The organism is Rhodovulum iodosum (genome assembly GCF_041020385.1).
Classification (GTDB): domain Bacteria; phylum Pseudomonadota; class Alphaproteobacteria; order Rhodobacterales; family Rhodobacteraceae; genus Rhodovulum; species Rhodovulum iodosum.
Window position 1 is genome coordinate 970,376 of record NZ_JBEHHI010000001.1, and the last position, 19,666, is coordinate 990,041.

Below are 19,666 nucleotides of genomic sequence, written 5' to 3' on the forward strand. Positions count from 1 at the left end.
GGCGTCGTCAATCCTTGTCCAGTTCGAACAACCCGGCGGGGTCAACGGGCGTGTCGCCCTCTCTCACCTCTATATAAAGCGTTTCCGGCTGTGAAGAACCACCGCCTTCTGTCGCCGCCTTCAGAAAGGCCGCGGCATCGGGGGCGGCACCGCCCATCAGGCCCACTGGAGACCCCGCCGGAACCACCTCTCCCGTCGCACCATAGACCTCGGCAAGCCCCGCAAACACCATCAGAATGCCAGGCGCGGGCTCAAGCACGATCACGTTTCCGTAGTCCAGCAGCGGGCCGCGATAAAGGATCGTGGCCGGCGCCGGCGCGGTGACCAGCGCCAGCGGGCGCGTGGCGAGCACCACGCCGGGGCGGCTGATGCCGGCGGCGTCGGTCTCGCCATAGCCGCGCAGCAGCGTGCCGTTGACCGGCAACGGCAGCGGCGGCAAGGCATAGCCGGGCTCGGCCGGGCCCTGCCCGCTGTCCCGCGCCAAGCCGGCGGCAAAGCTGTCGAGCGTGTCGCTATTTTCCAGAAGGCTCTTGAGCGCATCGGGCGAAGCGGCGAAGCGCCGCGGCAGCTCGCGCCGTTCGGCGACCGCCTGCGACAGCGCGGTGCGGGCCGTCTGCACGCCGGCCAGCCCGTCGGCCAGCGCCCCGGCGGCGGCCTCTTGCAGGGCGCGCAGCGTGGCGATCTCCTCAAGTTCGGCGCGCAGAATTTCGGCCTCGGCCTGCAAAGCGGGCGTCACCGTGCCCAGCATCATGCCGGCGCGCGCGGTGCCCACGGGGCCCGACGGGTGCAGCAGCAGCAACGCCTCGGGCGTGCGTTCCATCCCCAGCATCACACCCAGCAGCTGGCCCAGCTCTTGCCGCCGCGCCTCCAGCCCGCGCGCGATGGCGCGTTCGCGGATCGTCGCCCGGCGCAGCCCCGCGCGCAGCGACGCAAGCCCCGCCTCGTAGGCGCGCACGGTCTCGGTCAGGGCGGCGACGCGGTCCTTGGCCTCTTCGGCCCCGGACAGCAGATTGCCCGCCGCGCGCAGCGACTCGGCAGCGGCACGCGCCTCTGCCGCCGGGTCGGCCGCCGCGAGGCCCCCCGGCGCGGCCAGCACCAGGGCCAGCGCCGCCAGCAGGCCGCGCCCCGCCCTCATGGCTCGATCAGGCTTTCGCCGGTCATCTCCGGCGGCTGGGGCAGCCCCATGAGTTGCAGGATGGTCGGCGCCAGATCGCAAAGCCGCCCGTCATGCAGCCGTGCGCCCTCGGGCCCGCCGACCAGGATCACCGGCACCGGGTTCAGCGTGTGCGCGGTATGGGGGCCGCCGGTTTCGGGGTCGACCATGGTCTCGCAATTGCCGTGGTCGGCGGTCACGATCATCGCGCCGCCGGCGGATTTCAGCGCGGCGAGCGCCCGGCCCAGGCCGCTGTCGACCGCCTCGCACGCCTTGACCGCGGCCTCGATCACGCCGGTATGGCCCACCATGTCGGGGTTGGCGTAATTCACCACGATCAGGTCGTAGCCCGCGCCGATCACCTCGATCAGCTTGTCGGTGACGGCGGGCGCGCTCATTTCGGGCTGCAGGTCGTAGGTGGCGACCTTGGGGCTGGGCGGCATGAACCGGTCTTCGCCCTCTTCGGGGTCTTCCTTTCCGCCGTTCAGGAAGAAGGTCACATGGGGGTATTTCTCGGTCTCGGCCAAACGAAACTGCCGCAGTCCCTGCTTGGCCACCCATTCGCCCAGCGTGTTGACGAGCTCGCGCTTGGGAAACACCGTGTCCATCCAACGGCTGTGGTCGGTCGAATACTCGACCATGCCCAGGATCGCCGAGAGTTCAGGCCGCTTGCCGGTTTCGAAATCGTCGAAATCGGGCTGGGCAAAGGCGCGCAGGATCTCGCGCGCCCGGTCGGCGCGGAAGTTGAGGCAGAACAGGCCGTCGCCATCGGCGATGCCCGGTGCGTCGTCGATGACGGAGGGCTCGATGAACTCGTCGGTCTCGCCCCGCGCGTAGGCGGCGGTGACGGCCTCGACGGGCGTGTCCGCCTCTTCGCCCAGGCCGCTGGCCATGGCGTGATAGGCAAGCTGCACGCGGGCCCAGCGATTGTCGCGGTCCATCGCGTAGTAGCGCCCGATGACGCTGGCGATATGGGCGCCCTCGGGCAGCCCCTGCTGCAACTCGGCGATGAAGCGGTCGGCCGATTTCGGCGCCACGTCGCGCCCGTCGGTGATGGCGTGGATCGCAACCGGCACGCCTGCCCCGGCGATGGCACGGGTCGCGGCGAGGATGTGGCGGATATGGCCGTGCACGCCGCCGTCGGAGACCAGCCCCATCAGGTGCGCCGTGCCGCCGGCCGCCTTGACCTTGTCGATGAAGCCCCTCAGCGCGGGGGTCTTGAAAAAGCTGCCATCCTCGATGGAGAGGTCGATCTGGCCCAGGTCCATCGCCACCACGCGGCCGGCGCCGATATTGGTATGGCCCACCTCGGAATTGCCCATCTGCCCCGAGGGCAGCCCGGCAGCGGGGCCGTGGGTGGTCAGCGTTGCATGGGGACAGCCGGCCATCAGCCGGTCGAAATTGGGCGTCTCGGCCAGTTCGGGGGCGTTGTCGTCATGGGTGGGGCCGAGGCCCCAGCCGTCGAGGATGCAAAGCACAACGGGTTTGGGTGCGGTCATGGAAGGGGCCCTTTCGCGGTTGCGCCCGTTCTAGGCGGCGGGCCGGGGGAGGACAACCGCCGGCCATCAGATTGCGGCCCTTCGGGCCACGCCTTTTCCGGGCGCCCGGTTCCCGGGCGCGGATCGGGTATTTGGGCCAAGAAGAAGATCAGACGCGGTGATAGGGGGTGCCGGCGAGAATCGCCGTGGCGCGGTAAAGCTGTTCGGCCAGCATCACGCGCGCCAGCATATGCGGCCACACCATGGGCCCGAAGGAAAGCGTGGCATCGGCCCGGGCAACCAGAGCGGGGTCGAGCCCGTCGGCCCCGCCGATCACGAAGGCCGCGGTGCCCTGGCCCTCGTCGCGCCAGCGCGCGAGGAGGTCGGCGAAACCGGGGGAGCTGAGCGTCTTGCCGCGTTCGTCGAGCACGCAGAGCCGGGCGCCCTCGGGCAGCGCGCGGGATATGAGCTGCGCCTCGGCCGCCTTGCCGCCGCCCTTTCGGTCGTCCACCTCCGTGACGGTGGCGGGCCCGAGGCCCAGCGCCCGCCCGGTGCGGTCGACCCGTGCGAGGTAGTCATCGACGAGCGCGCGCTCGGACCCCGCCCTGAGGCGGCCCACGGCGCAGATGGCAAGACGCATTCAGGCGCGCGCGGTGGCGGCGCCGGCAGGCATCCACATCTTTTCGAGCTGGTAGAACTCGCGCACCTCGGGGCGGAAGACATGGACGATCACGTCGCCCGCGTCGATCAGGACCCAGTCGCCCTGATCCTTGCCCTCCAGCTTGGCCCCACGGCCGAGTTCCTGCTTGAGCCGGTCTTTCAGCTTCTCCGAGATCGACGCCACCTGGCGGGTGGAGCGGCCCGAACAGATCACCATGTAATCGGCCATGGACGACTTGCCGCGCAAGTCGATCGAGATCATGTCTTCGGCCTTGTCGTCGCTGAGGGAAGCGAGAATGAAATCAAGCAAGTCTTCGCTCGACACATCCGTGGGAAGCCCGGTCATGGCTGCGTTCGGTGCGGTCATGAGGTTGACCGCCTCTGCAATGTTAGACAGGACATCGTCCTCCTTCGTGGCACGCCGATCCAAAAGCCCCGGCGCCGGGCACACACATAAGGTAGCATCGCCTGTGCGAAATCTCAATGACAGCGGCTGCGGCGCGGTAGCGGCTCTTTCTCAATCGGCGAGAACAAGCCCGACCTCGTTGCGGCGGCGCCACGGCAGGGTGAAGGGATCGTCGTAGAACATGAACCGCGGCGCGCCCGTGATTTCGAGGTCGTTCGCGCGCGCATAGGCGGCGAGGCGCTCGGCCTGCTCGGTCAATGCGCGGGTGGTCGCGCGGCCCGAAAAGCGCATGACGATCATCCGTTCGGGTGCGGTGCGGGTCAGGCGGACCGCGGCGTTTTCGGGCGCGGGCAGCGCGTCGAGGCGTTTGCCCGCGGGCATCATGAAGCGGATCACCCAGCCCTCTTCGGCCTTCGCCTGGGTCACCGGAACCGTCATGGCGATCTTTTCCGACGCGCCCGCGGGCGTTTGGTTTCGTCCGAATATATAGCCGGCGAGAATCCGAAAGCCGGTCTGGATCGCCGGGCCGCGGCGGCCGCTGACGGTGACCTCGGCCACCGTGAAGGGCGCGTAATCGCGCAGCTCTACCGGCCCGTCCCGGGCCTCGACTGTATAGGGCGGCGCCTCGTAGCCGCGATAGGTCGTCTGTGCGAATGCCATCGTCGTCGCGCCCCATGTCGCAACCAGCGCCGCCAGCAGCCACGGCGCCGTCCAGTGAGCGTTCATCGCCGCCTCCCGTCGCGTTCCGCCGAAGAGATGGGGCGGCGTCGAGGCCAGACAAGGCCCCTACCCGTCCGGCGCGCCGTCGCGGTCGAGCAGGCGCACCTCGCGCTGGGGGAAGGGGATTGCGATGCCCTCGGCCTTGAAGGCATCCCAAAGCGCCAGGAACACCGCGCCGCGGACATTGGTCAGCCCCTCGGTGGGGTCGGTAATCCAGAACCGCAGGATGTAGTCGACCGAGCTGTCGCCGAAGCCCACAACGTGGCAAACCGGCGGGCGGGCGCCGAGGACGCGAGGCACCGATCCGGCCGCCTCGACCGCGACCTTGCGCACCAGATGCGGATCGTTGGCATAGGCGGTGCCGAAATGGATATCGAGCCGCACGAACTCGTTGGAATGGGACCAGTTGACCACCTGGCTGGTGATCAGGTCCTCGTTGGGGATCAGGTATTCCTTGCCGTCGCGGGTGACGACCGAGACGTAGCGCGCGCCCAGCGCGTTGATCCAGCCAAAGGTTTCGCCCAGGCTGATCACGTCGCCGGGCTTGATCGACTTGTCGAGCAGGATGATGACGCCAGAGACGAGGTTGGACACGACCTTTTGCAGGCCGAAGCCGAGCCCCACGCCGATCGCCCCGGACAGGAAGGCAAGCCCCGTAAGGTCCACTCCCACCGCCTCGAGCCCGAGGAACACCGCCGCGGCATAGAGCGAGACCTGCATCACCTTGACGATCAGCACCTGCATGGAGGGCGAGATCGTCTCGTCGGCGCGGATGCGCGCGGCCGAATTGCGTGCGATCAGCCGGGCGGCGGTGAACAGCAGCCCGGTAAGGACCGCCGCTTTCAAGAGCGTCAGCGCCGAGAGGCGGGTGCCGCCGAGATCCACCGCGAGGTTTTCAAGCACCGAGGCGGCGTTTTCGGTAATGCCGAGAACGTAGAACGTCACATAGACCCACAGCCCCCAGGTGACGATCCGCCGGAGCACCGGGTTGACCACCAGCCGCGCGGCGAGCCCGACGCCAAGCCAGGCCGCGGCCAGCGTCGCGGCGATGCCGACCAGGTAGCTGCGCGAGGGCCATGTCACCTCGCGCATGATCCAGACCAGCATCCAGGCCAGGCCCACGAACAGGATCAGCCGAAGTCGCCTGAGCAGGATCAGGGCGACGCGCAGCCGCCACCTGGGCCAGCCCTCGCGGCTGCGCAGCCATTCATGCGCGGGGGTCTGCAGCGCCCAGGCAAGGCCCTGCGCGAGCGCCGCCAGCCCCACGACAATCGCGATCTGATAGAGGCGCCAACCGGGGCGCGTGAGGCTGTCGGCGAATGCGCTGGCCTGGTCGGCGAACGCCATGAGCTGATCGAGAATGGGGGTCGGGTCGATTTCCATCCGGTGTCCTTTGGCGCAGCATCGCATGGCGGGCGCGGGCACGACAAGCGCGCGCCCTTGATCGGCAACGGGCAAAGGCGTATCTGATCGGACATGAAACGCATCTTTGACATGGACGACCGCGCGCGCCTGCCCTGGCGCTTTTTCGGCGCGACGCATTCGGTGCTGGCCCGCCTATGAGGCGGTGCACACCCCGACATGACCCAATGACCGAAGACAAGCCGCGGAGACATCCATGACCGGCAAGACACTTTACGACAAAATCTGGGACGCCCACCTGGTAGATCACGCCGAGGACGGCACCTGCCTGATCTATATCGACCGCCACCTGGTGCACGAGGTGACCAGCCCGCAGGCCTTCGAGGGGCTGCGCATGGCCGGCCGGCAGGTGCGCGCGCCGGAAAAGACCATCGCCGTGCCCGACCATAACGTGCCCACCACGCAAGGCCGCGAGATCGTGGCCAACATGACCGAGGAAAGCCGCATCCAGGTCGAGGCGCTGGACAAGAACGCGCGCGATTTCGGGATCAATTACTACCCGGTCTCCGACATCCGTCAGGGCATCGTGCATATCGTCGGCCCCGAACAGGGCTGGACCCTGCCGGGCATGACCGTGGTCTGCGGCGACAGCCACACCGCCACCCACGGCGCCTTCGGCGCGCTAGCCCACGGCATCGGCACCAGCGAGGTGGAGCATGTGCTGGCCACGCAGACGCTGATCCAGAGCAAGTCCAAGAACATGAAGGTCGAGATCACCGGGCAACTGCCGCCCGGCGTGACCGCGAAGGACATCACGCTCTCGGTCATCGGCAAGACCGGCACCGCCGGCGGCACCGGCTACGTGATCGAGTATTGCGGCGAGGCGATCCGCGCGCTGTCGATGGAAGGGCGGATGACCGTCTGCAACATGGCGATCGAGGGCGGCGCGCGCGCGGGTCTGATCGCGCCGGACGAAAAGACCTTCGAGTATGTGAAGGGCCGGCCTCACGCGCCCAAGGGCGCGCAGTGGGAGGCCGCGCTGTCGTGGTGGAAGACGCTTTATTCCGACGACGACGCGCATTGGGACAAGGTCGTCACCATCCGCGGCGAGGATATCGCGCCGGTGGTCACCTGGGGCACCTCGCCCGAAGACGTGCTGCCGATCACCGAAAAGGTGCCCGCGCCCGAGGATTTCGCGGGCGGCAAGGTCGATGCGGTGCGGCGCTCGCTCGACTACATGGGGCTGACCCCCGGCACGCCCTTGCAGGACATCAAGATCGGCGCGGTCTTCATCGGGTCGTGCACCAACGGGCGCATCGAGGATCTGCGCGCCGCGGCCGAGGTTCTGAAGGGCCGCAAGCTGGCCGACGGCGTGCGCGGCATGGTCGTGCCGGGGTCGGGCCTTGTCCGCGCCAAGGCCGAGGAAGAGGGGCTGGACGTCATCTTCACGGACGCTGGCTTCGAATGGCGGCTTGCGGGCTGTTCGATGTGCCTGGGCATGAACCCCGACCAACTGGCCCCGGGCGAACGCTGCGCGGCGACCTCCAACCGCAATTTCGAGGGCCGCATGGGCCGCGGCGGGCGCACCCATCTGATGAGCCCGGTCATGGCCGCGGCGGCTGCGGTGACGGGGCATCTGACGGATGTGCGCGAGTTGACGGCGGAAACGGTGTAAGGAAACGCAACGATGGACAAGTTCGAGAAACTCACCGGCATCGCCGCACCGCTGCCGCAGGTCAATGTCGACACCGACATGATCATCCCCAAGCAGTACCTCAAGACGATCAAGCGCACCGGGCTGGGCGTGAACCTCTTCGACGAGATGCGCTATGATGAACAGGGCAACGAAAAACCCGATTTCGTGCTGAACCAGCCGGCCTACCGCGAGGCCGAGATCCTCGTCTCGGGCGAGAATTTCGGCTGCGGCTCGTCGCGCGAACATGCGCCGTGGGCGATCAAGGATTTCGGCATCCGCTGCGTCATCGCGCCCAGCTTTGCCGACATCTTTTTCAACAACTGCTTCAAGAACGGCATCCTGCCGATCCCGCTGCCGCAGGAGAAGGTGGATATCCTGATGAAGGATGCCGAGAAGGGCGCCAATGCCCGGATGACCGTCGATCTTGAGGCGCAGACCATCACCACGTCGGATGGCGAGGTCATTTCGTTTGAGGTCGACCCGTTCCGCAAGCATTGCCTGATTAACGGTCTCGACGATATCGGGCTGACCCTGGAAAAGGCCGCCTCCATCGATTCCTACGAGTCCCAGGCCGGTCAACAGCGTCCTTGGGTCTGATTTCCAAACAACCACAAGATGATGTGGCCAGAGGGGCTGTCCTGCAGGGCAGCCCCTTTTTGGTGCATGAATTGATGCAAAGCGGCGACAGTTTCTCCACGAAATTGCCCGATTGGAATCGTTAACCTTAGCCCGTGTCTTGCTGGAAGAGATGAAAGAAGGCAAAAAGTGGGCAAAGATAAGGCGACGCGCCATAATTCAATAACACGTCTGAAAGCCGCGACGTGGCGCCTGTCCGCGTCCGGCAAGGACGGAGAGGCAGAGCAATGATCAGTCAGCTGATAGGCACAATTGTGCGCGCAACATTGGTCGTTTGGCTCATCGCCACGCCCTCGTTGCTATTGCCGGGCGTCACCGCCGATGCGACGCAGGTCGTCGCCCTGGTCGCGATCTTCGCGGCCGCCCTTACGATCTTCGAATACTCCGCCGAGTCGCCGGTCCTTGTGGAATTCCGCGATGCGCCCCCGTTCAACCGGATCAGATTCGTCACGATGTTCCTGACGGTCTTCCTGTTGTCCGTCATCACGCGCGGGCAATCCATGCCCACGCCCTTTACCGAATTCGTGGCCGCCATCGGCGCCCTGGTGGCGCAGGCCACCGACTTCCCCTACAGCCCCGTGCGGCTTCTGGTGCTGGCGTTGCCGCCGGGGACCGAAGCCCACCAGGTGATGCTGGTGCGCACCGCCGCGGGCCTGGCTTACCTGATTTCCCTGCTCTCGCTGGCCATCTTCGTGGCCCTGGCACGGGCGCGCCACTGGCCCTCGCACAAGATGACCTTCAACGTCTGGGTCAACCTGCCCACGTTCGACCCCACCGCCGGCGGCGATGTGGTCAAGCGGCTGGCACGCGACGCCCGTTTTAACGTGGCGTTAGGGTTTTTGCTGCCATTCCTGATCCCGGTCGCGTTCAAGGCGTCGTCCTACCTCTTCAGCCCGGTGACGCTGACCAGTGCGCAGACCATGATCTGGACGGTGTCGGCATGGGCCCTTCTCCCCGCAAGCCTGTTCATGCGCGGCATCGCCATCGGCCGCATCGCGGAACTGATCGAGGATCAGCGCCGCCGGGCCGAGCCTGCGAAGGACGACGAAAAGGGCACCTTCGTGCCAGCCTGAGCGCCACCGCGCTGGCGCTGGCGCTTGCGCTGGCGCTGGGTCCAGCGGCTGCCGACACGCTGCGGGTGGCAAGTTACAACACCGAGCTTTCCCGACGCGGCCCCGGCCTCATGCTGGCCGACATCGCCGCGGGCGACGATGCGCAGGTCGCCGCCCTCGCCGCGGTGATCGCGCGGGCCGACCCCGATATCCTGCTGCTGCAGGGGGTCGATTACGATCATGACGGCGCCGCGCTGAACGCACTGGCCGACCGTCTGGCGGCGCAGGGCGCGCCCTACGCTCACCGCTTTGCGCGACCTCCCAACAGCGGACAGCCCAGCGGCGCCGATCTCGACGGCGATGGCCAGCGCCATGGGCCGGGCGACGCGCAGGGCTTTGGGCATTTTCCCGGCCAGGGGGGGCTGGCGCTGTTGTCGCGCTATCCGGTCGATCCGCGCGCGGTGCGCGATTTCTCATCGCTCCTGTGGGCCGACCTGCCCGGCGCCACCCTGCCCGTGCTCGACGGGCGGCCCTTTCCCAGCGCCGGGGCGCAGTCGGTGCAACGCCTGTCGAATACCGCGCATTGGGACGTGCCGGTGCAGGTGGCCGGCACGGTGCTGCACATCCTCGCCTTTCATGCCACGCCCCCGGTCTTTGACGGGCCGGAGGACCGTAACGGCCTGCGCAACCGCGACGAGCTGCGCCTCTGGTCGCTTTATCTCGACGGGGCACTGCCCGGCGCGCCTGCGCCCGCGGGGCCCGTGGTGCTGATGGGCGATGCCAACCTGGACCCGGCCGACGGCGCGGGCCGCCATGGGGCGATTGCCGCGCTGCTGGCCCATCCGCGCCTTCAGGACCCGCTACCCGGCAGCGACGGCGCCCGGCAGGCCGGCGCGGGCGACGGGCAGCGGGGCGAGCCGGCGCATGACACGGTCGACTGGCCCGAAGACGGGCCGGGCAACCTGCGTGTCGATTATGTCTTGCCCGATGCCGCGTTCCGCGTGCTGGGTGCCGGGGTCCATTGGCCCGCCGACGGACCGGCGGCCGAGGAGGCCGCGCGCGCCTCGCGCCACCGGCTGGTCTGGGTCGACATCGCCCTGCCTTGACCCCTCGGGGCCGAGCGGATACGCCCTCGTGCAGCCTTTCAGCCGAGGACACCGCCCATGACCAACCCCACCCTTCTCATCCTGCCCGGCGACGGGATCGGCCCCGAGGTGATGGCCGAGGTGCGCCGCATCATCGACTGGTTCGGCGCCAAGCGCGGCCTTGCCTTCGACGTCACCGAAGACCTTGTCGGCGGCGCGGCCTACGATGTGCACGGCGTGCCGCTGTCAGACGAGACCATGGCCAAGGCACAAGAGGTCGACGCGGTGCTGCTGGGCGCCGTGGGCGGGCCGCAATACGACACTCTCGATTTCAGCCTGAAGCCCGAGCGCGGCCTGTTGCGCCTGCGCAAGGAGATGGACCTTTTCGCCAACCTCCGCCCCGCCCAGTGCTTTGACGCGCTGGCCGATTTCAGCTCGCTCAAGCCCGAGGTCGTCGCGGGCCTCGACATCATGATCGTGCGCGAGCTGACCTCCGGCGTCTATTTCGGAGAGCCGCGCGGCATCTTCGAAGAGGGCAACGAACGGGTCGGCATCAACACGCAGCGCTACACCGAGTCCGAGATCGACCGCGTGGCGCGGGCTGCCTTCGAGCTGGCGAAGAAACGCGCGGGCAAGGTCTGCTCGATGGAGAAGGCCAACGTGATGGAATCGGGCATCCTCTGGCGCGAGGTGGTGCAGAAGGTCCATGACGAAAGCTATCCCGAGGTCGAGCTGTCGCACATGTATGCCGATGCGGGCGGCATGCAGCTTTGCCGCTGGCCCAAGCAGTTCGACGTGATCGTCACCGACAACCTGTTCGGCGATCTGTTGTCGGACGTGGCGGCGATGCTGACGGGTTCTTTGGGCATGTTGCCCTCGGCCAGCCTCGGCGCGCCTATGGCCAACGGCCGGCCCAAGGCGCTCTATGAACCCGTGCATGGCTCGGCGCCCGATATCGCCGGCCAGGGCAAGGCCAACCCCTGCGCCTGCATCCTCAGCTTCGCCATGGCGCTGCGCTATTCCTTCGACCAGGGCGACGAGGCGACGCGGCTGGAAAAGGCCGTGGAAACGGTGCTGGCCGACGGCGTGCGCACCGCAGACCTGATGCAGGCCGAGGGCGGCGCGCCCGCCTCGACCCGCCAAATGGGCGATGCCGTGCTGGCCGCGCTCGACGCCAGCCTCTGAGGGCGCGAGGGGGCGAATGCCCCCTTGCAAATCAATGCACGCCGCTGTAATCGGCGTGCACTCGGTCGGAGTGTAGCTCAGCCTGGTAGAGCACTGTCTTCGGGAGGCAGGGGCCGGAGGTTCGAATCCTCTCACTCCGACCAATTGGCCGCAAATTCCCCACCCCTCGCAGCCCTTCGGGAGGCCTGGACATGACGCCGGACACCAGTGCCCTGCGGCAGATCATGGCAGCGCTGCCCGCCCCATGTGCGACCCGCCGCCTGATCGCCCTTGCCGGCGCACCCGGCAGCGGGAAATCGACGCTGGCCTCGGCACTGGCAGAGGCGCTTGGCGCGAGCGTGGTGCCGATGGACGGGTTTCACCTCGACAACCGCATCCTGACGGCACGGGGCCTGTTGCCGCGCAAGGGCGCGCCCGAAACTTTCGACGCGGGCGGCTTTCTGCGGCTGGTCGGCGCGCTGCATGAGCCCGAGGACGTTTATTTCCCGGTCTTCGACCGCGCGCGCGACATCGCCATTGCCGGGGCAGGCTGCGTCGGGGCCGCGTGCCGAACCGTGGTTCTGGAAGGCAACTACCTGCTGTTCGATGCGCCGGTCTGGCGCGACCTGAGGCCCTTTTGGGACGTCGCGGTCTACCTGTCGGTGCCCGAGGCGGCGCTGCGCCACCGCCTCACCGCGCGCTGGCTGGACCATGGGCTGCCCCCCGAAGAGGCCGCCGCGCGGGCCGAAGGCAACGACATGGCCAACGCGCGGCTGGTGGATGCGCGCCGCCTGCCTGCCGATCTGGTGGTGACCAACTAGGCCGGGGCGTCCTTGGCCTCGGCGGCCTTTTCGCGCACGCGGCTGAGGTCGCGGAATGCCTGGTATTGCGAGATGTAGACGTCGCCGGTCAGGTCCAGCAGGAAATGGGTCTTTTTCAGGCGGTCCATGACCGGCCCCTTCACCTCGGACAGGTGCAGCTTTAGCCCCATGTCGCCCAGCCGGTGATTGACCGCCTCGAGCGATTCCAGCGCGCTGGTGTCGATCTCGTTCACCGCCGAGCACATGAGGATGACGTGCTTGACAGCCTCGTCGCCCACCACCCGGTCGTAGAGGTAATCCTCAAGGAAGCGGGCATTGGCGAAATAGAGGTTTTCATCGACGCGGATCGTCAGGATAGCCGGGTCGGTCTCGACCGCGTGGCGGTGGATGTTGCGGAAATGCTCGGTCCCCGGCACCACGCCCACCTCGGCGATATGCGGGCGTGAGGTGCGGTAGAGATACAGCGCCACCGAGATCGCGACCCCCGCCGAGACACCGATTTCCACCCCGTATCCCAGCGTCAGCAGGATCGTCGCGGCGACGGCGGCGAAATCGGCCTTGGAATAGCCCCAGGTGGTGCGCAGGATCGAGAAATCGACGAGGCTGAGCACCGCCACGATAATGGTCGCCGCCAGGGTCGCCTTGGGCAGGAAGAACAGCAACGGCGTCAGCGCCATGGCCGCGACCGCGATGCCGATGGCGGTAAAGGCGCCCGCCGCTGGCGTCTCGGCACCGGCATCGAAATTGACCACCGAACGGGCGAACCCCCCCGTCACCGGGTAGCCGCCCGAGACCGATGCGGCGATGTTCGACGCGCCCAGCCCGATCAGCTCCTGGTCGGGCACGATGCGCTGGCGTTTCTTGGCGGCCAGCGTCTGGGCGACCGAGACGGATTCGACGAAGCCGATGATCGAGATCAGCACGGCCGAGCCGATCAGGCTGGTCCACAGGTCGGCGTCGAAGCTGGGGAAGGTGAGCGGCGGCAGGCCCTGCGGCACCTCGCCGACGATGGCCACGCCCCGGTTGCCGAGCCCCAGCGCCCAGGTGACGAAGGTGGTCACGACCACAGCCGCCACCGGCCCGGCCTTGGCCAGAACCTCGGCCAGGCGCGGCGGCAGGCCCGCCTTCAGCAGTTTCGGTTTCAGCCCCTTGCGCACCCAGAACAGGAACGCCGTGGCGCCGATGCCGATGATCGCCGTCCAGATGTTGATCTGGCCGAGATTGCCCATGATCGAGCCGAGAAGCGTGAGCAGGGTATGGCCCGAGGCCGGGATTCCCAGGATGTGCTTGAGCTGGCTGGTGGCGATGATGATGCCGCTTGCGGTGATGAACCCCGCGATTACCGGGTGGCTGAGGAAATTGGCCAGAAACCCCAGCCTGAAAACACCGAGCAGGATCAGGAAAAGCCCCGACAGAAAGGCCAGCGCGATGGCCGCGGCCGCGTATTCCGCCGTGCCCTGCAATGCCAGGTTGCCCACCGCCGCGGCGGTCATCAGCGACACCACGGCCACCGGGCCCACCGCCAGCGCCCGCGACGTGCCGAAAATCGCGTAAGCGACGAGCGGCAGGATCGATGCATAAAGGCCCATCTCGGCCGGCAGACCGGCCAGCAACGCGTAGGCCAGCGATTGCGGGATCAGCATGATCGTCACGATCACCGCGGCGACCATGTCGTTGGTCAGCGGTCCGATGCCGTAGTGGCGGCCCCAGTCCAGAATCGGCAGGTAGCGGGCGACGGATTTGAAGGCGGGCAGGCGCACGGCGCAGGGCTTTCACATTCACGATTTAAAATACGACTAAGGCGAGCGAAGCGATTAAACAAGAGGCAGGCAACAAAACGGCGGGCCCCCGGGGCCCGCCGTTGAGGTCGTTTTCGGCTGTGGCGCGGCTCAGGCGCGGGCCGTGCCGAACTGGGCCGGGGCCACGCCGAGCGCCGAGAGCGCGGTGTCGGCAATGTCGTCGGCGGTCAGTTTCGCCTCGGCATACATCGCCGCCGGGCTGGCCTGCTCTATAAAGGTATCGGGCAGGGTCATGGTGCGCACCGCCAGCCCCTTGTCCAGCCGTCCGGTGCGTGCCAGCCAGTGCAGCACCTGCGCACCGAACCCACCCTCCGAGCCGTGCTCGATGGTGATCAGCGCCGCATGATGAGCGACCAGTTGGGCAATCAGGTCGGTATCCATCGGCTTGGCGAAACGTGCATCGGCCACGGTAACCGAGATGCCGCGCGCCTCCAGCGCCTCGGCCGCCTTAAGCGCGTCGCCCAGCGGCGCGCCCAGCGACAGCAGCGCGACCTGGCTGCCCTCGCGCAGGATGCGCCCCTTGCCGATCTCGAGGACCTCGCCCCGCTCGGGCATCTCGACGCCCAGCCCTTCGCCCCGCGGGTAGCGGAAGGCGATGGGCCCCTCGTCATAGGCCGCGGCGGTGGCGACCATGTGCTTGAGTTCCGCCTCGTCGCCCGCGGCCATCACCGTGAGACCGGGCAGACAGCAAAGATAGCTGAGGTCGAAGGCACCCGCATGGGTCGATCCGTCCGCGCCCACCAGCCCCGCGCGGTCGATGGCAAAGCGGACCGGCAGCTTTTGCAGCACGACGTCATGCACCAACTGGTCGTACCCGCGCTGCAGGAAGGTCGAGTAGATCGCGCAGAACGGCTTTAGCCCCGACGCGGCCATGCCGCCGGCAAAGGTCACAGCGTGCTGTTCGGCGATACCCACGTCGAAGACGCGCGCCGGGAACCGGTCCTGCATGATGTTCAGCCCGGTCCCCGAGGGCATCGCCGCGGTGACCGCGACCACCCGCGACTCGCGCGCGGCCTCGTCTGTCAGGGTCTGTCCGAAAACCGAGGTGTAGGAGGGCGCGTTGCCCTTCGATTTTTTCTGCGCGCCCGAGACGACGTCGAATTTCGACACGCCGTGATACTTGTCGGCCGCGGTCTCGGCGGGGCGGTAGCCCTTGCCCTTGACGGTGCAGACATGGATCAGCACCGGCCCCGCGGCGCGCGCCCGCGCGGCGCGCATCACGGCCATGAGCTGGCTCATGTCATGCCCGTCGATCGGGCCGATATAGTCGAACCCCAGTTCCTCGAACAGCGTGCCGCCGCCGGGGAACCCGGTGACGAGCTGGCGCGCGCGGCGCGCGCCTTCGCGGATCGGGCCGGGAAGGGCGGCCTCGAAATCTTCGGCCATGTCCTTCAGCTTGCCCAGCGGCGTGTCGGCGTAAAGGCCCGAGAGATATTTCGACATCGCACCCACGGGCGGGGCGATCGACATCTCGTTGTCGTTGAGGATCACGAACAGCCGGCGGTTTTCGTGGCCGGCGTTGTTCAGCGCCTCGTAGGCCATGCCGGCGCTGATCGAACCGTCGCCGATCACCGCGATGGAATCGCCTGTGGGCAGGCCCATGTCGCGGCCGACGGCAAAGCCCAGCGCGGCCGAGATCGAGGTCGAGCTGTGGCCGGCGCCGAACGGGTCGAACTCGCTTTCGGTGCGCTTGCAGAACCCCGCCAGGCCGCCGCCCTGACGCAGGGTGTGCATACGGTCGCGCCGCCCGGTCAGGATCTTGTGCGGATAGCACTGGTGGCTGACGTCCCAGACGAGCTTGTCGAAGGGCGTGTTGAAGACCGCGTGCAGCGCCACGGTCAACTCGACCACACCCAGCGACGAGCCCAGATGCCCGCCGGTTTCGCTGACCACCGAAATCACCTCTTGTCGCAACTCGCGGGCGAGCGTGGAGAGCTCGCCCAGGTTCATCGAGCGAAGGTCGGCCGGACCGGCGACGCGGTCCAGGGTGGGGGTCAGCGGTGTGTTCATTTCTCTTCTCCCGCGATAAAAAAAGCGCCGTGTGGTTTTGTATCTCCACACGGCGCCAGTGTCCTGTGTCTGACAGGAAGGGAACCGGGGTGTGGAGGCCCCGAATATCGGACCCCGTTAAGGGCCCGATGGAATATGGCCGGGGCGGAAACCCGCGCCCGGCCGTGTTCGTTTACTCGAGCGGCGCGGCCAGTTCCGGCCACTCGGCGACCATGTTCCGGCCGTTCAGCGGGCTGACGACACCCATGTGGCAGGTGGCGCAGTTGGCCTTGCCGGCATCGCCCTCGTCACCCAGGCTCGAGGCCGGCAGAAGCTCGGCGCGCGGTTCCAGGTAATACTGGTTGATGTCGATCAGCATCTGCTGCGCTGTGATGGTGCTGGACCACTGCGGCGTCACCTGGGTGCCGTCGTAGAAGGCACGGGTGTTGTGGCAGTAGACACAGCCCACGTCCAGCGAGTTGGACTGATGGTTCATCAACGAGAAGGTACGCTCGGCATTCTGCCAGGTGGGATCGCCGGGCAACGTGTTGACCCTCGATTCCAGGTCGTGCACCTTGATGCTCTCGCCATCGAGCAGGAACTTTTCGACGGCATCCACCGGCAGCGAGGTGAACTCGCTCTGGGTGTATTTGTTGTCGAGCATCACCCGGTTCTGGATCGCCGCCCAGCCCGTCGCCGAAGCGTTCACGGCACCGGCCTTGAACCACGACTGCGGCGGGATCGGCTCGCCCCGGTGGCAGGTGTAGCAGTTCACGCCACGCCCGTCAGAGGCCAGGTTGTGACCGTCCCAGTCGGTGTTCAGGTACTGCGTCAGCTCGATGCAGTTCTGGGTCACCTCGAGCATGTTCGCGTCAACCTCGCCGTTATCGTAAAGCACGATATCGGCACCGGTCCACTCGCTCATAGCCTTGGTGAGTTGGTCGAAGTTGGCCTGGTCCATGTCACCGAAGGCGACCACGCTGTCACCGTAGGCCTCGGCCGCGGTCGGGGTGCCTTCCGGCACCTCGACACGCTCGTAGGCAACGTATTGCGCAGCGTAGGGATCGTCCTGCGGGTTGTCCTTGACGAACTTGGACACGGCCATCCCGATGCCCCGCGGACCGGTCTGGAAGTCGGTCGTCTTGTAGGGGTTGGTGAAGACCACCGCAGACACCGCGACGATCACCGCAAAGCCAATCGTACCGACAACGATCCCCGGGCCGTAAAGCTTGGTCGGATTATCCGCGGACCATTGTTTGTACCATTTGGGGATTCTCAGCATGTCAGCCTCCTTGCCCAGTATAGGCTTCGTAGCCGTAGGGTGCGATATACTCAGGCGCGAAGTGATGCTCCTGGGCCCAGATGAACCAGTTGTCGACCACGGTGCCCGACAACAGGATGCCGATGCCGCCGGTAATCGGGGTCAGCACCGCGAACCACCACGCCCAGCGATGGATGCCTTCGATCGTGGCGTTGAAGCCCATCGTCCAGCGCCAGAACAGCGCCGTCCGCTCGGCCGCCGTGCCCCGGTCGTAGATCTGCTCCAGCTCGCGTTCGGCACCGAAGCGGGCGCCCGACAGGATCGTACCGCCGTGCATCGCAAAGAGCAGCGCAGAACCGTAGAGGAACGCGATCGAGAGCGCGTGGAACGGGTTGTAGTAGAGGTTGCCGTAGCGGATCGAGAAGGCCGTGGTCCAGTCGAGGTGCGGGAAGATGCCGTAGGGCACCATTTCCGACCAGCTGCCCATCATGAGCGGGCGGATGAGGCCCAGCACCAGGAACAGCCAGATCGCCGCGGCGAAAGCCCAGGCAATGTGCTTGCCCATCTTGTGCTCGCGGGCGAGCAGATAGGCGCGCAGCCACCAGGTCATCACCGAGACCAGAAGGAAGAAGCTGGCGATCAGATACCAGCCGCCTTCGCTCAGCGGCGGGACGCCGAGACCGTATTCCGGCCCCGGAGGCTCGAGCGCGAGCCAGAAGCCCTGGCGCAGCAACTCGACCAGCGACCAGTTCACCTGAGCGAGCATGTTGAGCCCGACGATGAAGATGGCCATGAAGCCCGAGAGCAGCCCGACGATGCCGGTCCAGCCAAGATAGATCGGACCGAGCTGGGCGTTTCCGAACCAGCCGAGCAACCCGACATGGCCGATGCCGCCGACGCGCTCCTCCATCATGTTGTTGTCGTTGTCCATGCCCCAGTCGGGCGGGCCCTGGACCTGAACCTGGGTGAAGATGTTCTGATACTCAGCCATTTTTACATCCCTCCAGCGGCGGCAGCATCCGGCCAGATCGGCAGGTCGGTCCACCAGGTCCACCATTCAGGCCACCCCTCGGTCCAGAGCGGACCCGAGATGATGATGCAGACGGCGGAGAAGAAAACCGCGTTGATGGCCAGCAGGAAGCCGACCCGGTGAATCCCCAGCGTGCCGACCGAGTAGCCGATGAAGTCGCGGAAGAACGCGTCTTCATGGTCGGGCGTCTTCGCCTCTTCGCCTTCCTCGGGGTTACAGGCGCTGAGCACCAGCGCGCCGTGCAGCGCCAGGAACATCGCCGTTGCGAAGAACAACGAGATGGCCAGCATGTGCGCCGGGTTGTAGTGGAAGTGCAGGTAGGCGTAGCCGGTGTTTGACACCCAGTCGAGGTGACTGAAGATGCCGTACGGGAAGCCGTGCCCCCAGGCGCCCATCAGCAACGGGCGGAAGACGACCAGCGTCATATAGGCCAGGATCGCGAAGCCGAACGCGATCGGCACATGATAACCAAGCCCGAGCTTGCGGCAGATTTCCACCTCGCGCAGGGCCCAGCTGATGAATGCGCCAAGGGCGCACGCCGTGATGAATTGCCATAGCCCGCCGTCGGCGAGCGGTGCGATCCCCAGACCGTAGCTGAGGTCGGGGGGGGCGATATGAATCACCCACGGGTTGAAAGTCCCCTGCATGGACGCGCCGTAGAGGATAAGCAGGGTACCGAGGGTAGCGAAGAAAACTGTCGTTACTCCGAAGAAGCCTACATAGTAAGGCCCCACCCAAAAGTCGAACAGATCGCCACCGATGAGCGTCCCTCCACGGACGCGATACTTCTTCTCAAAACTGAGCAGTGCCATCGTCTGTCTCCGCAAATGGCGGCCGTGTCCGTCCGGGCCTCAGCCGTCCTTGTCCTTGAGATCGCTGCGGGCGGAAGATCGGGGCTCCCGCCCGCAGCATTTTTCTTGTCACCTGGCCATGCCGGTGCCGTTAAGGACGGGGCGTTTAGCCCGCGGCCTTCTCGGCAGCGACGGTCAGCCAGTTGAAGTAGGGGTTGCTGAGCACGAAGAGGTGAATCATCACCGCCAGCAGCATGAGAAACACGCCTTGCACCACGAGCACACGGCGCGGATCGAAGATCATCCAGATCTTGTAGAATTTTGCCATTTCTCAGGTCCTCCTCAGAGCCACGGACGCCAGATGTACACTGCCAGGTGAGCGACACCGGCAACGGCTGCGAACAACCAAAGCCCGCTCATGTAGACAGCGTGGATTTCCTGCGCCTGCTCGTCGGTCAGACCGGTGAACGACACGTCAGATTCAGCCATTAACTTTCCTCCGGATCGTCAGACTGATGCCGCGCACCCCGGCGGCCGGGTTCCGACAGAGCCTCGTGCCCTGC

General features: G+C 66.8%; 19 protein-coding genes and 1 tRNA gene. 7 read left to right on the forward strand and 13 right to left on the reverse strand.

Going from position 1 to position 19,666, the window contains the following annotated elements; all coding sequences use genetic code 11:
* Positions 1-7: 7 nt before the first annotated feature.
* The 6 genes from Ga0609869_RS04755 to Ga0609869_RS04780 form a co-directional block, all read right to left on the reverse strand.
* Positions 8-1,135: a murein hydrolase activator EnvC family protein gene (locus Ga0609869_RS04755; RefSeq protein WP_125406210.1), complete on the reverse strand. Its 1,128-nt coding sequence runs from the start codon at positions 1,133-1,135 to the stop codon at positions 8-10.
* On the reverse strand, positions 1,132-2,652 hold the full coding sequence (gpmI, locus tag Ga0609869_RS04760) for a 2,3-bisphosphoglycerate-independent phosphoglycerate mutase (protein ID WP_125406208.1): 1,521 nt from the start codon (positions 2,650-2,652) through the stop codon (positions 1,132-1,134). Before gpmI ends, Ga0609869_RS04755 begins: the two co-directional genes overlap by 4 nt.
* 148 nt (positions 2,653-2,800) lie before the next feature.
* Positions 2,801-3,271 carry a 23S rRNA (pseudouridine(1915)-N(3))-methyltransferase RlmH gene (rlmH, locus tag Ga0609869_RS04765; RefSeq protein ID WP_125406206.1) on the reverse strand — a complete coding sequence of 157 codons (471 nt, stop codon included), beginning with the start codon at positions 3,269-3,271 and terminating at the stop codon, positions 2,801-2,803.
* Entirely contained in the window at positions 3,272-3,658 is a 387-nt protein-coding gene (gene rsfS / locus Ga0609869_RS04770; RefSeq protein ID WP_125406204.1) for a ribosome silencing factor, read from the reverse strand.
* A 150-nt stretch (positions 3,659-3,808) separates the two neighbouring features.
* Positions 3,809-4,423 carry an SOUL family heme-binding protein gene (locus Ga0609869_RS04775; RefSeq protein ID WP_125406202.1) on the reverse strand — a complete coding sequence of 205 codons (615 nt, stop codon included), beginning with the start codon at positions 4,421-4,423 and terminating at the stop codon, positions 3,809-3,811.
* 60 nt (positions 4,424-4,483) lie between these two features.
* Complete coding sequence (locus Ga0609869_RS04780; RefSeq protein WP_125406201.1) at positions 4,484-5,800, reverse strand: mechanosensitive ion channel family protein; 1,317 nt, start codon at positions 5,798-5,800, stop codon at positions 4,484-4,486.
* Between the two features lie 235 nt (positions 5,801-6,035).
* Between Ga0609869_RS04780 and leuC the strand changes: the two genes are divergently transcribed.
* From leuC to Ga0609869_RS04815, 7 genes are all read left to right on the forward strand, one after another.
* Positions 6,036-7,454, forward strand: a complete 1,419-nt coding sequence (leuC, locus tag Ga0609869_RS04785) for a 3-isopropylmalate dehydratase large subunit (protein WP_125406199.1) — start codon at positions 6,036-6,038, stop codon at positions 7,452-7,454.
* Positions 7,455-7,466: 12 nt separating this feature from the next.
* Entirely contained in the window at positions 7,467-8,072 is a 606-nt protein-coding gene (gene leuD / locus Ga0609869_RS04790) for a 3-isopropylmalate dehydratase small subunit (RefSeq protein WP_125406197.1), read from the forward strand.
* A 305-nt stretch (positions 8,073-8,377) separates the two neighbouring features.
* Positions 8,378-9,184 carry a hypothetical protein gene (locus tag Ga0609869_RS04795; RefSeq protein ID WP_342772236.1) on the forward strand — a complete coding sequence of 269 codons (807 nt, stop codon included), beginning with the start codon at positions 8,378-8,380 and terminating at the stop codon, positions 9,182-9,184.
* A gap of 65 nt (positions 9,185-9,249) precedes the next feature.
* Positions 9,250-10,269: an endonuclease/exonuclease/phosphatase family protein gene (locus tag Ga0609869_RS04800; protein ID WP_245972294.1), complete on the forward strand. Its 1,020-nt coding sequence runs from the start codon at positions 9,250-9,252 to the stop codon at positions 10,267-10,269.
* 57 nt (positions 10,270-10,326) lie between these two features.
* Entirely contained in the window at positions 10,327-11,433 is a 1,107-nt protein-coding gene (leuB, locus tag Ga0609869_RS04805; RefSeq protein WP_125406193.1) for a 3-isopropylmalate dehydrogenase, read from the forward strand.
* A 66-nt stretch (positions 11,434-11,499) separates the two neighbouring features.
* Positions 11,500-11,576: transfer RNA gene (locus Ga0609869_RS04810), tRNA-Pro, on the forward strand.
* 48 nt (positions 11,577-11,624) lie between these two features.
* Positions 11,625-12,233 (forward strand): AAA family ATPase, encoded by a 609-nt coding sequence (locus Ga0609869_RS04815; protein ID WP_125406191.1) that lies wholly within the window; start codon positions 11,625-11,627, stop codon positions 12,231-12,233.
* Here the strand turns inward: Ga0609869_RS04815 and Ga0609869_RS04820 are convergent.
* The 7 genes from Ga0609869_RS04820 to pufB all read right to left on the reverse strand — a co-directional run bounded on the left by Ga0609869_RS04820 (position 12,230) and on the right by pufB (position 19,592).
* Positions 12,230-13,993, reverse strand: a complete 1,764-nt coding sequence (locus Ga0609869_RS04820; RefSeq protein ID WP_211336810.1) for a SulP family inorganic anion transporter — start codon at positions 13,991-13,993, stop codon at positions 12,230-12,232. The two genes, Ga0609869_RS04815 and Ga0609869_RS04820, sit on opposite strands and share 4 nt — an antisense overlap.
* 129 nt (positions 13,994-14,122) lie before the next feature.
* Positions 14,123-16,042 (reverse strand): 1-deoxy-D-xylulose-5-phosphate synthase, encoded by a 1,920-nt coding sequence (gene dxs, locus Ga0609869_RS04825; protein ID WP_125406188.1) that lies wholly within the window; start codon positions 16,040-16,042, stop codon positions 14,123-14,125.
* Between the two features lie 172 nt (positions 16,043-16,214).
* Positions 16,215-17,303 (reverse strand): photosynthetic reaction center cytochrome PufC, encoded by a 1,089-nt coding sequence (pufC, locus tag Ga0609869_RS04830; protein WP_125406185.1) that lies wholly within the window; start codon positions 17,301-17,303, stop codon positions 16,215-16,217.
* 1 nt (position 17,304) lies between these two features.
* Positions 17,305-18,273 carry a photosynthetic reaction center subunit M gene (gene pufM, locus Ga0609869_RS04835; RefSeq protein ID WP_125406182.1) on the reverse strand — a complete coding sequence of 323 codons (969 nt, stop codon included), beginning with the start codon at positions 18,271-18,273 and terminating at the stop codon, positions 17,305-17,307.
* A 2-nt stretch (positions 18,274-18,275) separates the two neighbouring features.
* A complete protein-coding gene (gene pufL, locus Ga0609869_RS04840) occupies positions 18,276-19,124 on the reverse strand; it encodes a photosynthetic reaction center subunit L (protein ID WP_125406179.1) in 849 nt (282 codons plus the stop codon).
* Between the two features lie 145 nt (positions 19,125-19,269).
* Entirely contained in the window at positions 19,270-19,431 is a 162-nt protein-coding gene (pufA, locus tag Ga0609869_RS04845) for a light-harvesting antenna LH1, alpha subunit (protein WP_125406176.1), read from the reverse strand.
* Between the two features lie 14 nt (positions 19,432-19,445).
* Positions 19,446-19,592 carry a light-harvesting antenna LH1, beta subunit gene (gene pufB, locus Ga0609869_RS04850; RefSeq protein ID WP_125406173.1) on the reverse strand — a complete coding sequence of 49 codons (147 nt, stop codon included), beginning with the start codon at positions 19,590-19,592 and terminating at the stop codon, positions 19,446-19,448.
* Between the last annotated feature and the right edge of the window lie 74 nt (positions 19,593-19,666).

Bases quoted from the DNA above. Each gene is read 5' to 3' on its own strand.
- gpmI (WP_125406208.1), bottom strand. From the start codon at position 2,652: ATGACCGCACCCAAACCCGTTGTGCTTTGCATCCTCGACGGCTGGGGC.
- leuD (WP_125406197.1), top strand. From the start codon at position 7,467: ATGGACAAGTTCGAGAAACTCACCGGCATCGCCGCACCGCTGCCGCAG.
- pufM (WP_125406182.1), bottom strand. From the start codon at position 18,273: ATGGCTGAGTATCAGAACATCTTCACCCAGGTTCAGGTCCAGGGCCCG.
- rsfS (WP_125406204.1), bottom strand. From the start codon at position 3,658: ATGACCGCACCGAACGCAGCCATGACCGGGCTTCCCACGGATGTGTCG.
- Ga0609869_RS04755 (WP_125406210.1), bottom strand. From the start codon at position 1,135: ATGAGGGCGGGGCGCGGCCTGCTGGCGGCGCTGGCCCTGGTGCTGGCC.
- pufC (WP_125406185.1), bottom strand. From the start codon at position 17,303: ATGCTGAGAATCCCCAAATGGTACAAACAATGGTCCGCGGATAATCCG.
- pufL (WP_125406179.1), bottom strand. From the start codon at position 19,124: ATGGCACTGCTCAGTTTTGAGAAGAAGTATCGCGTCCGTGGAGGGACG.
- leuB (WP_125406193.1), top strand. From the start codon at position 10,327: ATGACCAACCCCACCCTTCTCATCCTGCCCGGCGACGGGATCGGCCCC.
- leuC (WP_125406199.1), top strand. From the start codon at position 6,036: ATGACCGGCAAGACACTTTACGACAAAATCTGGGACGCCCACCTGGTA.
- Ga0609869_RS04775 (WP_125406202.1), bottom strand. From the start codon at position 4,423: ATGAACGCTCACTGGACGGCGCCGTGGCTGCTGGCGGCGCTGGTTGCG.
- dxs (WP_125406188.1), bottom strand. From the start codon at position 16,042: ATGAACACACCGCTGACCCCCACCCTGGACCGCGTCGCCGGTCCGGCC.
- pufB (WP_125406173.1), bottom strand. From the start codon at position 19,592: ATGGCTGAATCTGACGTGTCGTTCACCGGTCTGACCGACGAGCAGGCG.
- Ga0609869_RS04815 (WP_125406191.1), top strand. From the start codon at position 11,625: ATGACGCCGGACACCAGTGCCCTGCGGCAGATCATGGCAGCGCTGCCC.
- Ga0609869_RS04780 (WP_125406201.1), bottom strand. From the start codon at position 5,800: ATGGAAATCGACCCGACCCCCATTCTCGATCAGCTCATGGCGTTCGCC.
- pufA (WP_125406176.1), bottom strand. From the start codon at position 19,431: ATGGCAAAATTCTACAAGATCTGGATGATCTTCGATCCGCGCCGTGTG.
- rlmH (WP_125406206.1), bottom strand. From the start codon at position 3,271: ATGCGTCTTGCCATCTGCGCCGTGGGCCGCCTCAGGGCGGGGTCCGAG.